The 13,590-nt window shown below is 69.8% G+C and carries 11 protein-coding genes; 3 read left to right on the plus strand and 8 right to left on the minus strand.

Annotation, left to right across the window (positions count from 1 at the left end):
• The first annotated feature begins 67 nt into the window (after positions 1-67).
• Complete coding sequence (locus G3I56_RS26635) at positions 68-646, plus strand: TetR/AcrR family transcriptional regulator (protein WP_164413165.1); 579 nt, start codon at positions 68-70, stop codon at positions 644-646.
• 20 nt (positions 647-666) lie between these two features.
• A complete protein-coding gene (locus G3I56_RS26640; protein WP_164413167.1) occupies positions 667-1,875 on the plus strand; it encodes a GDSL-type esterase/lipase family protein in 1,209 nt (402 codons plus the stop codon).
• Here G3I56_RS26640 and G3I56_RS26645 read toward each other — a convergent pair.
• The 5 genes from G3I56_RS26645 to G3I56_RS26665 form a co-directional block, all read right to left on the minus strand.
• Complete coding sequence (locus G3I56_RS26645) at positions 1,872-2,888, minus strand: 1-aminocyclopropane-1-carboxylate deaminase (protein ID WP_164413169.1); 1,017 nt, start codon at positions 2,886-2,888, stop codon at positions 1,872-1,874. The genes G3I56_RS26640 and G3I56_RS26645 overlap by 4 nt on opposite strands.
• 20 nt (positions 2,889-2,908) lie before the next feature.
• A complete protein-coding gene (locus G3I56_RS26650) occupies positions 2,909-3,556 on the minus strand; it encodes a GntR family transcriptional regulator (RefSeq protein ID WP_164413170.1) in 648 nt (215 codons plus the stop codon).
• 131 nt (positions 3,557-3,687) lie between these two features.
• Complete coding sequence (locus G3I56_RS26655) at positions 3,688-5,271, minus strand: TROVE domain-containing protein (RefSeq protein ID WP_164413172.1); 1,584 nt, start codon at positions 5,269-5,271, stop codon at positions 3,688-3,690.
• Between the two features lie 470 nt (positions 5,272-5,741).
• Positions 5,742-7,196, minus strand: coding sequence for an alkaline phosphatase PhoX (locus G3I56_RS26660; RefSeq protein WP_164413174.1), 1,455 nt, complete (start codon positions 7,194-7,196; stop codon positions 5,742-5,744).
• 270 nt (positions 7,197-7,466) lie between these two features.
• The gene (locus G3I56_RS26665; RefSeq protein ID WP_164413176.1) at positions 7,467-8,957 is read right to left on the minus strand and encodes a hypothetical protein; all 1,491 of its coding nucleotides are present in this window, start codon (positions 8,955-8,957) and stop codon (positions 7,467-7,469) included.
• Positions 8,958-9,439: 482 nt separating this feature from the next.
• Between G3I56_RS26665 and G3I56_RS26670 the strand changes: the two genes are divergently transcribed.
• The gene (locus tag G3I56_RS26670) at positions 9,440-11,269 is read left to right on the plus strand and encodes an endonuclease/exonuclease/phosphatase family protein (RefSeq protein WP_164413178.1); all 1,830 of its coding nucleotides are present in this window, start codon (positions 9,440-9,442) and stop codon (positions 11,267-11,269) included.
• 37 nt (positions 11,270-11,306) lie between these two features.
• Here G3I56_RS26670 and G3I56_RS26675 read toward each other — a convergent pair whose 3' ends face one another.
• From G3I56_RS26675 to G3I56_RS26685, 3 genes are all read right to left on the minus strand, one after another.
• Positions 11,307-12,062, minus strand: coding sequence for an SRPBCC domain-containing protein (locus G3I56_RS26675; RefSeq protein WP_164413180.1), 756 nt, complete (start codon positions 12,060-12,062; stop codon positions 11,307-11,309).
• Positions 12,063-12,067: 5 nt separating this feature from the next.
• A complete protein-coding gene (locus G3I56_RS26680; RefSeq protein WP_239135105.1) occupies positions 12,068-12,748 on the minus strand; it encodes a winged helix-turn-helix domain-containing protein in 681 nt (226 codons plus the stop codon).
• A 129-nt stretch (positions 12,749-12,877) separates the two neighbouring features.
• On the minus strand, positions 12,878-13,585 hold the full coding sequence (locus G3I56_RS26685) for an antibiotic biosynthesis monooxygenase (protein ID WP_164413182.1): 708 nt from the start codon (positions 13,583-13,585) through the stop codon (positions 12,878-12,880).
• Positions 13,586-13,590 lie beyond the last annotated feature (5 nt).

Here is a 13,590-nt window from a genome sequence, read left to right on the forward strand (position 1 = left end):
GGCAGGCTAATTTGCCTAAATCCTTTAGGCAAATCTATATTCGCCTTAGCCAAACAGGAGGAGGGTCATGGCACGCGTCGGACTCACCGCGGATCGCCTGACCAGAGCCGGAGCGGAACTCGCCGACGAGGTCGGCTTCGACCAGGTGACCGCCTCGGAGCTCGCCCGGCGGTTCGACGTCAAGGTCGCGAGTCTGTACTCGCACGTCAAGAACACCCATGACCTCAGGACCAGGATCGCCCTGCTCTCCCTGGAGGAACTCGCCGACCGGGCCGCCGACGCCGTGGCTGGACGGGCAGGCAAGGACGCCCTGACCGCCTTCGCGAACGTCTACCGCGACTACGGCCGGGAACACCCCGGCCGCGCCGCCGCCACCCGGATGAGGCTCGACCCCGAGACGGCAGCCGCCAGTGCGGGCGTCCGCCACGCCCAGATGACGCGGGCCATCCTGCGGGGCTACGAGCTGACGGAGCCCGACCAGACGCACGCGGTCCGTCTTCTGGGCAGCGTCTTCCACGGTTACACCAGCCTGGAATCGTCAGGCGGCTTCAGTCACAGCGCCCCCGACTCGGAGGAGAGCTGGACCCGGATCCTGGACGCCCTCGACGCCCTGCTGCGCAACTGGCCGACCCTGCCCACCCGTTGACCGACAGGCCGAGGACTGACATGCGCACCGAGCCCGAGTGGACGACCCCGCACATCACCACGCACATCACCGCGGACCTCGTACGCGGAGCCCTCGACCTGGAACACACCCCGCACGGCGTACTCCCCCACCGCCTGCCCGCCCGGGCCCGCGCCCAGTGCACGGACCCCCAGCTCGCCGCGGCGGAATCCCAGCCCTCCGGCGTACGGCTGGTCTTCCGCACCCGGGCGACCTCCGTCGAGCTGGACGCGCTGCCCACCAGACGGGTCTATGTGGGCGCCCCACCCCGCCCGGACGGCGTGTACGACCTCCTCGTCGACGGCCGACTGACCGCCCAGTCCACGGTGACCGGGGGCGGCAGCACACTGACCGTCGACATGACCGCCGGCACCGCCACGCACGAACCCGGCCCGCCCGGCACCGTCCGCTTCACGGGCCTGCCGGACCACATGAAGAGCATCGAGATCTGGCTCCCCCACAACGAGACCACCGAGCTCGTCGCCCTGCGCACCGACGCCCCCGTCGAACCGGTACCCGCAGGCGACCGTGGCCGCAAGGTCTGGCTGCACCACGGCAGTTCGATCAGCCACGGCTCCGACGCCGCGAGCCCCACCGTCATCTGGCCCGCCCTCGCCGCGGCCCTCGGCGGCGTGGAACTGATCAACCTGGGCCTGGCCGGCAGCGCCCTGCTCGACCCGTTCACCGCCCGCGCGATGCGCGACACCCCCGCCGACCTGATCAGCGTCAAGATCGGCATCAACCTGGTCAACACCGATCTGATGCGTCTGCGCGCCTTCGGCCCGGCCGTCCACGGCTTCCTCGACACCATCCGCGAGGGCCACCCGACCGCACCGCTCCTGCTCGTCTCGCCCCTCTACTGCCCGATGCACGAGGACACCCCGGGCCCCACCGCCCTGGATCTCTCCACGATCGGTGCCGGTGAAGTGCGCTTCCAGCCCATGGGCGACCCCGCCGAACGCGCCGCGGGCAAACTGACGCTCAACGTCATCCGGGAGGAACTGTCCCGCATCGTGAAGCAGCGGTCGGCGGACGATCCGAACCTCCATCACCTCGACGGCCGCGCCCTGTACGGGGAGTCCGACTTCGCCGAACTCCCCCTGCCCGACCAGCTCCACCCGGACGCAGCCACCCACCGCCGCATAGGCGAACGCTTCGCGGAACTCGCCTTCACCGCACCGGAACCACTCTTCCCGAACCCGCAGGCCTAGAACAGCGCGCTGTACGCGTTCAGCGCGGGCTGCCCGCCCAGGTGCGCGTACAGCACGGTGGAGTCCCGCCCGATCTCGCCCCGCGCCACCAGATCGACCATCCCGGCCATCGACTTCCCCTCGTACACGGGATCGGTGACCATCCCCTCCGTACGGGCGGCGAGCCGCATCGCGTCCAGGGTGGCGTCGTCGGGGATCCCGTACGTGCCCGCGTGGTAGCGCTCGTCCAGCTCGACGTCCGCCTGCGTCAACTCCCTTTTTACCCCGATGAGTTGGCCGGTGTTGTGGGCGATCCGCGCGATCTGTTCCTTCGTCCGGGCGGGCGCCGCCGACGCGTCGATGCCGAGCACGCGCCGCGCACGGCCGCCCGTCTCCTCCAGCGCCGCGAACCCGGCGACCATGCCGGCCTGGGTCGACCCGGTCACCGAGCACACCACCACGGTGTCGAAGAAGACCCCCAACTCCCTTTCCTGCTGGGCGACTTCGTACGCCCAACCGGCGAACCCGAGGCCGCCGAGCGGATGGTCGGAGGCGCCCGCCGGAATCGCGTACGGCTTACCGCCCCCTTCCTCCACCTCCCGCAGCGCCAGTTCCCAGCTCTCCTTGAACCCGATACCGAACCCGGCGCGCACCAACCGCACATCGGCTCCGGCGAGCCGGCTGATCAGGATGTTGCCGACCTTGTCGTAGACGGAGTCGGGCCACTCCACCCAACTCTCCTGCACGAGAACGCACTTGAGCCCGGCGCGGGCGGCACAGGCGGCGACCTGACGGGTGTGGTTGGACTGCACACCACCGATCGACACGAGCGTGTCGCAGCCCTGGGCGAGCGCGTCGGCGACGAGGTACTCCAGCTTGCGGGTCTTGTTGCCGCCGTACGCGACACCGGAGTTGCAGTCCTCCCGCTTGGCCCAGAGGGCGGCACCGCCGAGATGCGCGGTGAGCCGCTCCAGGGGGTGCACGGGCGAGGGCCCGAAGAGGAGGGGGTAACGCTCGTACGAGTCAAGGGACATGGGTCCTCCGTGGGTCGGGATCAGTCGCTGTCGGCAAGCTCGGCGAGCCCACGCCAGATCTCCGCGGTGACACGGACCGCCTCGTCCACGTCTCCGGCCGCGCAGGCATCGAGGAGCCGCTCGTGCAGGCCTGCCGAACGACAGTTGCCGCCCTCGCTGAAGCGTCGTCGCTCCAGCCGGCGGATGAGCGGTGTGTAGCGCGCGGCGGTGGCGGCAGCCGCGCGATTGCCGCTGACCCGGACGAGGACGTCGTGCAGTTGGTCGTCGGCGCGCAGGGCGGACTCCACGTCACCGGCCCGGACGGCCGCCGCGAACCGCTCGTTGGCCGTGCGCATCGCCTCCACGTCCGCGGCGAACAGCCGGGGTACGGCGACCCGGGTGACCAGCTCATGCATGGCCCCGACCACGGCCGCCGCGTCCCGCACGTCGGCGGCCACGACCGGCGTCACCTTCGTGTAGCTCTGGGGCTTGCTCTCCAGCAGCCCCTCGTCGACAAGCCGCGCGAACGCCTCCCGCACCGGCGCCCGGGACAGCCCGAGCCGCTCGGCGAGCTCGGCATCACGCACCACCGCACCGGGTTCGATCTCGCCGGAGACGATGGCGTCGCGGATCGCTTCGTACGCGCGATCCCTGAGCAGGGTCCGGGGGACGGGTCGTATCGCTTCCACAACTGAAATGTTAGATGTCAGAGAGGCGGGCGCACAAGGGTGCGCTGAGCGCGCGGACAAAAGTGTGGCCCGCACCGAAGTACGGGCCACACCCCACTCATCTCACTCGACTCGGCTCGACTCTGATCAGCTCAGCCTGCCCACGGCCAGTCCGAGTCGAGCGCACCCTCCAGCAGCGGAATCATCCGGAAGGCCGCGTCCGAGAGACCGCCGAACGTGTGCCGGTTGCCCGTGCCCGACGGGCCGTGGCCCGCCCGGTAACCGGCGAGGTTCCAGGTGTAGACCGGTACGTCGGCCGGCACCTGCTCGGTCGGGTCGCCGTGCACGCTGTGCGTGTACTGCTCGTCCGTGACGATCAGGACCCGGTCGTGCCCGCGGTAGTGGCGCCGGACCGCCTCGGTGGTGTCGGTGCCGCCCAGGTCGCCGAAGCGGTCCAGGATCTTCAGCACCGACTCGCCCTCGCGGAACGGCACCCGGTTGCTCGACGTACCGAACTCGACCAGATCCGCGTCCGCCGCCCGCAGTGCGAGCGCCGAGCCGAAGATCGCCGCCGCGTCGGCCCGGCTGAGTTCCGAACGGTCGGACAGCCGGGAGTAGAACATCGAGCCCGAGCGGTCGACGAGGACGAGCGTCCGCCCGCCCAGGGCCGGCACATTGGCCAGCGAGTGCCCGAGCGCCTGCTCCAGCGGGTACGACCAGCGCAGCGAGGGCGCGTGCCGGTAGGCGGCGAGGTACCGGAAGGGGAACTGTCGCGAGCGCGCGACCTCGGCCGGGTCGCTGATCTTCGTTGCGACCCGCACCGCGACCTCGTCACTCACCCCCGCCTCGTCGAAGTTCCGCAGGTTGCGCACCAGTGCCATCGCGCCCATGGACGGAATCACCGCCTCCCAGGCCGCCTTGTCCATCGGCCCCTGCAGCCAGCCCGCCAGCGCCTCCCAGGTGATCCCCGCGTCCGCGAGCCGCTCGGCGCCGCGCGCTCCGGTCACGACCTTGCGCCGCTTGGCCGGCCGCAGCGCCATCAGGTCACGGTGTGCGGCGAGCACGGGCAGCGACTTGGGGACGACGGCCGTGTCCGGGTTGTGGCGCCGGTCCAGCGCGTACTGGAACAGCTCGCCCTGCCACGGCTTGTCCGGGTCCGGCGCCGCGTGCACGAGGTTGAGGATGTCGCCGAAGCGGTAGCCCTTGGACGCGGTGTCGTACTTCAGCAGCGACTTGCCGCTGTAGAGCCGTCGTACGGCGTCGGCGATGCCACGCTTGACGGGCTTGGGCACGTTTCGGCCGTACCGGGAGGTCCAGTAGGCGAGCAGTTCGCCGGGCTCGTCCGGGCGGCGCAGTACGGAGTCGATGACCTGGCGGTTGGTGGGGCCGTCGGTGGCGTTCGCGTCGAGGCGCGCCTTCACGTACTCGGCGGCACCCACGATGGCGGCCGTACGGAGGTTGCCCTCGCCGCGCAGCCAGCCGAGCAGGCCGGCCGTCCACGCCGGGTCGGTGACGGCGAGCCGGCGTACGAGCGCGGCGAACCGGTCGTCCCGGTCCTCGCCGCTCTCGTAGAAGGTCTTCTGCGCGACGAAGTTGGCGATCGACAGCAGGAACAGTTCCGAGCGCTCGTCCCGCTCACGGCCGCGGCCACCCTGGTACGTACGGAGCACTCGCCCCGTCGAGGTGACCCGCGAGGTGGGCTGCGCCTTGGCGGCCTTGGTGTTGAATCGCGCCATGATGAATTTCCCCCCATTCGCCAGCACTTCGTGCGTGGAACGGTTTTATGGAGGGAGGCGCAGCAAATGGAGGGTGCCCGAGGTCGAAATCGGCGACGGTCGCTTATAAACTGGCGCGTCTTCCGTTCCGCCACACCGACCCGAGGTCGATGACGGGATTCGAACCCGCATGAGGAGTTACCCCCACCAGTTCCCGAAGTATCCGCTGCCTTCGCACCGGGCACCCACCATTTGCTGCGCCTCCCGAGATCGAATCGCGCACCGGGAGGTGCATGAAGTTCTGGGTGTCCAGAGATCGAAGCCGGCGGAACCGACGTAGGCGCTCTAACCCCTGAGCTACACCGGCGTGTTGTACCGGTGACGGGACTCGAACCCGCGGCCGCCCCATTATGAGTGGAAGTAGGTCCTGCCTTCGCACCTGGACGTTCATCACTCTAGGAGGCGTACCGCGGGACGAGCGACCCAATTAATCAGCCGCGCTTCTGCCTCTTCCAGGGTCCCGTGATCGCCAGCATGATCCCCGGCGTCTGAATGTTCGCGTACAGCGTCTTCCCGTCGGGTGAGAAGGTCACGCCGGTGAACTCGCTGTATTCGGGCGCCTCTTCGGTGCCGGCGTTGAGTTCGTTGCGGGCGATCGGGTAGGTGCGCCCGCTGTCCGTCGCGCCGAACAGGTGCTGGACGCCTTCGCCGTCCTCGGCGATGACCAGGCCGCCGTACGGGGAGACGGTGATGTTGTCGGGGCCGTCGAAGGCGCCGTCGGCCGACGGGTCGGGGTTCACGCCCAGCAGGACCTTCAGGGTGAGGGTGCGGCGCTTGGGGTCGTAGAACCAGACCTGGCCGTCGTGCTGGACGGGGCTCTCGGAGCGGGCGTACGAGGAGACGAGGTAGGTGCCGCCGTCGCCCCACCACATGCCTTCGAGCTTGCGGGCCCGGGTGATCTCCCCGGCGCCGAACTGCTTGCGCACGTCGACGGTTTTGGCGTCGCGGTCGGGTACGTCGACCCAGTCGACGCCGTACACCGTGCCGATCTTCGTGGCGCGGGAGAGGTCGTCGACGAACTTGCCCGCGGAGTCGAAGCACTTGGGCGCCTGGAGGGTGCCCGCAGTGTCGGAGAGGGTGCGGAAGTTGCCGTGGCCGTGGTGGCAGTGCTGCGGCGGGGTCCAGCGGTAGAGGAGGCCGTTGGGGGACGCGGCGTCCTCGGTGAGGTAGGCGTCGCCCCGCTTGGGGTCGATGACGACGGCCTCGTGGTTGTAACGCCCGAAGAACTTCAGGGGCTTGGGGTTCCGGTTGGCGCGCTTGTCGCTGGGGTCGACCTCGAAGACGTAACCGTGGTCCTTGGTCATGCCGTTGACGCCGGCGCGGTCGGAGTTCTCCTCGCAGGTGAGCCAGGTACCCCAAGGGGTGCTGCCGCCCGCGCAGTTGGTGGAGGTGCCCGCGATGCCCACCCACTCGGCGACGCGACCGTCGGGGCGCACCTCGACGACCGTGCAGCCGCCGGACGCGGCGGGGTCGTAGACGAGACCCTCGGTGAGCGGCACCGGGTACGTCCAGTCGGCCCGCGGGCCCTTCAGCTCGTGGTTGTTGACCAGGAGGGTGGTGCCGCGCGGGCCCGCGAATGCGGCAGTGCCGTCATGGTTGGACGGGGTGATCTCGCCGGAGTCCAGTTTGGTCTTCCCACTGTGGGTGATCACGCGGTACGAGAATCCGGCGGGGAGTGCCAGCAGCCCCTTGGGGTCGGGCAGGAGCGGGCCGTAGCCGACTCCGTGGTGCCCGTGCCGGTCCGTCGCCTCCCCGGCCGCGTCCCCGGTCTCGGTGGACGCGAGGGCGTTCGGCGCGGTGGCGAGGGCGCCGACGGTGCCGGACAGCGCGACCCCGGCCGAGGTGATGGCGGACTGTCTGCCGAAGTCCCTGCGGGTGAGCGACATGATGTCTCCTGTGACGGGGGGCGTGCCAAGGCAGTGGAGGGCGGCGCACTCGGTTCGCCGCCACCGTCCCGCCCCCGCCTGAACACAAGTTGAACGGGGAGCGACTTCACGGACCCCGCTTCAGCCAAATCACCCCGCCCCCAAGGCCGCTGCCTCGAGGCTGCTGCCCCGAAGGGGCAGCACCGAAGGGGCGCGGGGAACTGCGCGACCAGCCACAACGCACCCGCAGCCGGGAGCCGACCCGCAGCACCCCTACGGAATCCGCACCGCTCACCCCCCTTGCTGCGACCGCGCCTTGAACGCAGCCTTCCGCGCCTCCTTGGCCACCCGCTTGTCCGGGTGCAGCCGTCCCATCGCCTCCAGCACGTCCGGCGTCGCCGGATGGTCCACGCGCCAGGCCGCCTCGAAGAAGCCGCCGTGCTGCTGCGCGAGTCCCTCGACCAGTCCGCGCAGTTCCGCCGAGTTGCCCTCGGCCGCCAGCTGGGCGGCCACCGTGTCGATGGTCAGCCAGAACACCATCGCCTCGGACGGGGCCGGCACGTCCGGCGCGCCGTACTCGCTGAGCCAGACACGGGCGAGGCCGCCCAGTTCGGCGTCGTCGAGGACCTCGCGCAGCGCGGGCTCGGCCTCGCCGCCGACGAGGGACAGGGCCTGCTGGCAGTGCAGCCGCCGCAGTGGCGCTCCGGCGTCACCACCCCGGGCCGCCGCCAGCAACTCCCTTGCTGCGGCGAGGGGTTCGCGGCGCGTCAGCCACTGTTCGGTCTCGGCCCGCGCGGCGGTCGCGGGGAAGGCCGCCATACCGTCGAGCAGTGCGTCCGCGCCCTTGTCGGCGAGGTCTCCGACGGCCGGCGCCTCGAAACCGGACTCCAGCAGCCGCGCCCGTACGCCGTACAGGCCGAGCGGGGTGAGCCGCACCATGCCGTAGCGGGAGACGTCGGTCTCGTCGCCCGTCGGCGCACCTTTCTCGGCGGGGTCGTCGGTGTCCGCCATGAGCGCCTCGTCGACGGGCCGGTAGGCGACGAGCCCGACGGGTTCGAGCAGCCTGAACTGGTCGTCGAGGCGCATCATCATGTCCGAGACCTGCTCCAGGACGTCGTTGGTGGGCTCGCCCATGTCGCTCGGTACGACCATGGACGCGGCCAGCGCCGGCAGCGGTACCGGGATGTCGGCGGGGCCGCCCTCACTGACGCTCAGCAGGTACAGGTTGGCGAGCACACCGTCGAGGAAGTCGGCCTCCGCGTCGGGGTCCCAGTCCAGCCGGGAGAAGTCGACCTCGCCGCTCTCGCCCATGGAGTCGACGAGGTCGTCGAGGTCGGGCACGCTCGCGTCGGCGAGGACGGTCTCCAGCGCCCCGAGCCACACCCCGAGCACCTCGTGCGGCGCCCCGGAGGTGAGCAGGGCCAGATCCTCGCCCACCGTGACAGTGCCCTCGTCCTCGTCGACGACCTCGACGAGCCCGGTGTCCACAGCGATCCGCCAGGCCTCACTGGCGTAGGCGAGCGCGTCCTCGACACTCACGTCACCCGCATTCACGTCACCCACGCCCGCGCCGTCGCCGTCGCCGTCGATCAGCCCCAGCGCCCGAGCCGCCGCCGGGAGTTGCTCCTCGACGAGTACGCCCCCGGTCTCGACCCGGGTGTCCGGACCGGCCCAGCGGGCGAGGCGGGCGGCGCGGGAGACCAGCGGGGCGGCGAGCGCGTCCCGCGCCAACTCCGCTTCGGAGTGCAGTCGCACCGGCGGCAGGGGGGAGCTGTCTGACATCGGCTGTTTTCTCCTCAGGCGCCCGAAAGGCCGTACGGCGGCACCCGGTAAGCGTCCGGAGTCCGACGACGGCGTCTGACGACCGTACGACGTTGCGTTGAAGGCCGTACGACTCAACCGCTCAGCCTAGACGGATTTGGCACCATGCCACCCGGTTCATGTACCTGTCAGGGGCGACAGATGGCTGAAACCTTGACAAGTGGCCTGACCAGGCAGGAGATTGACGCGCGTAGAAGTGGAGGGGACGCCGATTCACCGCATCCCCTCGCCTTCCACCGTGCTCCATCGTGTTCACTGTTCTCCCAAGCCGGGCGTTCACTGCCGATCGCCTGGTGCCGAACCTTCGGCGCGGAGCCTTCCGTGCCGAGTGTTCACCGGATGTCTACGCGCGTCGCCAGTCGCCCAGCGGGTCGCGTTCCCCCCATGGCACCACCCTTATCACTTTCGTCCCGGCACCCATGTTTGTCCCCGGAGGGATCCCGTTGCCGAGCAAGTCTTCTGCGCGTCTTGCCGCGCTCACTGTCGCCGCTGTCTGTTCCACGGTCGCCACCATGGTCGTGGTCCCGTCGGCCGCACACGCCGACACAGTGCACATTCATGACATCCAGGGCACCACGCGCCTGTCCCCGCTCGCGGGCCAGAAGGTCACGGACGTGGCGGGAATCGTCACCGGCGTCCGTACCTACGGTTCGTCGCGCGGTTTCTGGATCCAGGACACGGCCCCGGACGCCGACCCGGCCACCAGCGAGGGCGTCTTCGTCTTCACCAGCACCAAGCCGACCGTCGCGGTCGGCGACTCGGTCACCGTCACCGGCACCGTCTCGGAGTTCGTGCCCGGCGGCACCTCGACCGGCAACCAGACGGTGACGGAGATCGTCAAGCCGACGATCACCGTCGTCTCCAGCGGTAACGCGGTCCCGGCCCCGGTCGTCGTCGACGCCCGGTCCGTACCGGCCGCCTACACCCCGGCCGGCGACACCGCCGCGAGCGGTTCGGTCAACGCGCTGACGCTGCGACCCAAGAAGTACGCCCTGGACTACTACGAGTCCCTCGAGGGCATGAACGTCCAGGTCAAGAACGCCCGCGTGGTCACCGCCACCGACCCGTACACCGAGCTGTGGGTCACGGTGAAGCCGAACGAGAACGACAACCGGCGTGGCGGCACGGTGTACAACGCGTACACCTCGCAGAACACCGGCCGGCTCCAGATCCAGTCCCTGGGCGCGGTCGCCGACTTCCCGACCGCGAACGTCGGCGACAGCCTCAAGGGCGCCACGACCGGCCCGCTGGACTACAACCAGTTCGGTGGCTACACGCTCGTCGCCAACGAGCTCGGCACCCTGAAGCAGGGCGGCCTCAAGCGCGAGACGACCCGCAAGCAGTCGCGGAACGAGCTCGCGGTGGCGACGTACAACGTCGAGAACCTCGACCCGTCGGACGGCACCTTCGCCGCGCACGCCGCCGCGATCGTGAACAACCTGCAGTCGCCCGACATCCTGTCCCTGGAGGAGATCCAGGACAACAACGGCGCGACGAAGGACGGTACGGTCGCCGCCGACAAGACGGTCAAGAAGCTGATCGACGCGATCGTGGCGGCGGGCGGCCCGGCGTACGACTGGCGCTCCATCAACCCGGTCGACCTCGCGGACGGCGGCGAGCCCGGCGGCAACATCCGTCAGGTGTTCCTGTTCAACCCGGCGCGGGTCTCCTTCACCGACCGGCCGGGCGGCGACGCCACGACCGCCGTCGGCGTCACCAAGGACCACGGCAAGGCGGCCCTGACGCTCTCGCCGGGCCGAATAGACCCGGCGAACGCGGCCTGGACGAACAGCCGCAAGCCGCTCGCGGGCGAGTTCGTCTTCCGCGGCAAGACCGTCATCCTGATCGCCAACCACTTCGCCTCGAAGGGCGGCGACCAGGGTCTCACCTCGCAGTTCCAGCCGCCGGCGCGCAGCTCGGAGACCCAGCGTCACCTCCAGGCGACCGCGGTGAACACGTTCGTCAAGGACATCCTGAAGGTCCAGAAGAACGCGGACGTGATCACGCTCGGCGACATCAACGACTTCGATTTCTCCGGCACCGCCAAGCTGCTGGAGAACGGCCACGCGCTGTGGTCGGCGATCAAGTCGCTGCCGAAGCGCGAGCGTTACACCTACGACTACCAGGGCAACAGCCAGGTCCTGGACCAGATCCTGATCAGCCCGTCGATCAGGCGCGGCCGCAACTTCGACTACGACTCCGTGCACATCAACTCGGAGTTCAACGACCAGATCAGCGACCACGACCCGCAGGTGCTGCGGTACCAGCCGTAACCCCTGACCGCTGGTTCCGGTAGTCGTACACGGCCGCTCAGGACTGGCTGAACACGCCGTTCAGCCAGTCCTGCCAGGCGGTCTCGCACTCCTTGATCTCGGAGATCTCGGCACCCGGCGTGAAGTCGTGCAGGGAGACACCCACCGGGTAACCCCAGTGGTTGCGCCCGAAGAAACGGGTGAGGCCCCGGTCCGTGCGCAGCCCGATGAAGTACGGGTTGCGGAAGTCGACCACCGCCTCGAACTCGTCGGGCCCCCGGACCGTCACTCGCGCCCCGACAGCCACGTCCTCCCCTACCCCGAGCGCCCGCCCGACGACAGCCAGGGCGTCGGCGGCCTTGGACGCCTCGGGCCCGTCGAAGGTGGCGAAGGCGACCGGGCGGGGCGCGAAGTGGGTCAGGTACTCGCGCAGAGTGTGCAGATAGAAGTCGGTGTGCCGGGCGGCGCCGTCGTACTGGTTGTCCCAGTCGTCGACGAAGATGCCGCTGTGCACGTAACGCACCCACGCCCGGCGGCCCTCGTCGCGCGGTTCGACGGTGTAGTCGAGCTGGTTGAGGGTCTGCTCGGAGATGCCCTCGACGTCCTCGACACGGTTGGTGTAGCGGTGCGGCGGGTCCCAGGCGATGACCTTGGATCCGAAGGGCCCCTTGCCGCCGACCCGCGGCTCAGGGGGCTCCATCGGCCACAGATAGCCTCCGGTCCCAGTGGTGATCGCCTCCCAGACCTCCGCCGGACTGGCGTCGACCTCGAACTCACGCGCGATCTCGAATTCCCTGGAAACTTCCTTGGACATGGCGCTCACTCCTGGATTTCCGTAGTGCCCGTGGTGCCGGTGATGTCTGGGGTGCTTGTGATGGCTTCAGTACTCGCCGTACTCGAAGCCGGTTCGCCGGGCTGAGGTTTGACCGTCGGGTGCACGGCCACGACGATGCGGTGATCGCGCCCGCCCTCGACACCGGGCGAGTCGTACTTGCGCAGCAACGCGCTGACGCCCGCCGTCAACTCCTCGATGAACGCGGCCCGGTCGCCGGCGGAGGCGAACCGCACCTCGCCGTCGAGCGCGTAGGTGGCGAGCCGCTTACGGGCCCGGGTGGCGCCGGTGATCAGCGTGCCGACGTCTCGCACCAACCGCGCCCCGACCGCCAGCAGCCAGCGCGCGGAGAGCTGGTCCCGGAAACGGTCGGGATCGGGCTGTACGGCGGCCAGTGCAAGCGGTGAGATGACGTACGACGCGGCGGTCGCCCGCATCAGACGCTCGGTGACGTTGCCCTTGCGGCGCTCCCCGGCCAGCTCGACCAGGCCGTGCCGCTCCAGCGCCTTGAGGTGGTAGTTCACCTTCTGCCGGGGCAGTCCGACCTTGCCGGCCAGCATGGCGGCCGACGCGGGCCCGGCGGCCAGCTCGGCGAGCAGCCGGCCCCGTATGGGGTCCAGCGAGACGGCGGCAGCCGCCGGGTCCTCGATCACGGTGACGTCCAGCATGGCTCCACCGTCTCACCGAACACATTTTTTGTCCAGGGGAGAAAAGTATTCGGCGAACGAGGCTCCGGCGAAGCCGACCAGATCATTCAGCCCGGTTCACTCGGGGATCACTGGGGGATCACTGGGCGATCACTCAGGGACGAGTCCGAGGACGTACGAGTACTGACTGCCGGTGATCGACTTCACCCCGGGATACGTCCGTACGCGCTCCCACTCCGCACCGGCCGCCACCTCGGCACCCTCCACCGGCTCGGCGATGGCCGCCTCGTAGGACTCCGGGCTCTCCCACTCGGCGTAGTTCAGGACGTGGGTGCCGTCCTGGCTGAGGTGGAAGTGGGCGGAGATGAGCCCGCGGTCACCCTCCGCCGACCGGGCGAGGGCGGCGAGCACCAGGTCGACCCACTCGCGCCGCCGCTCCGCTGCCCCCTCCTCGCAGTCGATCCGGACGGTCACGACGAGCCCGGGAACGCGCACGTCCCCGGCGGCCCGCTCATGGCTGCGGTACCGCCGGTACCGGTCGAGGGCGACCCGTTCGATCCCCGGTACGGCGGTGTCGATCTCGTCGACGCGCGCCTGCCGCTGGGTCTTGAGAAACGCCTCGTAGTCCTGCTCGCGGGCCCACTGGGAGTGATGGAGCAGAGTGGTCCCGTCCTGACCGGCGTAGACGAAGTAGCCGAGCCCTCCCCCCACCGGCCAGGCCTGACGCTCCCAGGTCGCGGCGATCGCGTCGACCGTCTCCCGCTGCCGCTCGGGTGTGCCGACCCGCCAGGTACTGAAGAAGGGCGCTTCGACGTCAGGGCGGGTGAGGTCGGGGTATGTGTCGGTACGACGGGTCATGGCGG

This window comes from Streptomyces sp. SID12488 (assembly GCF_010548275.1).
In the GTDB taxonomy this organism is placed as follows: domain Bacteria; phylum Actinomycetota; class Actinomycetes; order Streptomycetales; family Streptomycetaceae; genus Streptomyces.

What these genes read in the sequence shown, in the direction of transcription:
- G3I56_RS26635 (WP_164413165.1), top strand. Translation starts at nt 68, where the DNA reads ATGGCACGCGTCGGACTCACCGCGGATCGCCTGACCAGAGCCGGAGCG.
- G3I56_RS26640 (WP_164413167.1), top strand. Translation starts at nt 667, where the DNA reads ATGCGCACCGAGCCCGAGTGGACGACCCCGCACATCACCACGCACATC.
- G3I56_RS26645 (WP_164413169.1), bottom strand. Translation starts at nt 2,888, where the DNA reads ATGTCCCTTGACTCGTACGAGCGTTACCCCCTCCTCTTCGGGCCCTCG.
- G3I56_RS26655 (WP_164413172.1), bottom strand. Translation starts at nt 5,271, where the DNA reads ATGGCGCGATTCAACACCAAGGCCGCCAAGGCGCAGCCCACCTCGCGG.
- G3I56_RS26660 (WP_164413174.1), bottom strand. Translation starts at nt 7,196, where the DNA reads ATGTCGCTCACCCGCAGGGACTTCGGCAGACAGTCCGCCATCACCTCG.
- G3I56_RS26665 (WP_164413176.1), bottom strand. Translation starts at nt 8,957, where the DNA reads ATGTCAGACAGCTCCCCCCTGCCGCCGGTGCGACTGCACTCCGAAGCG.
- G3I56_RS26675 (WP_164413180.1), bottom strand. Translation starts at nt 12,062, where the DNA reads ATGTCCAAGGAAGTTTCCAGGGAATTCGAGATCGCGCGTGAGTTCGAG.
- G3I56_RS26680 (WP_239135105.1), bottom strand. Translation starts at nt 12,748, where the DNA reads ATGCTGGACGTCACCGTGATCGAGGACCCGGCGGCTGCCGCCGTCTCG.
- G3I56_RS26685 (WP_164413182.1), bottom strand. Translation starts at nt 13,585, where the DNA reads ATGACCCGTCGTACCGACACATACCCCGACCTCACCCGCCCTGACGTC.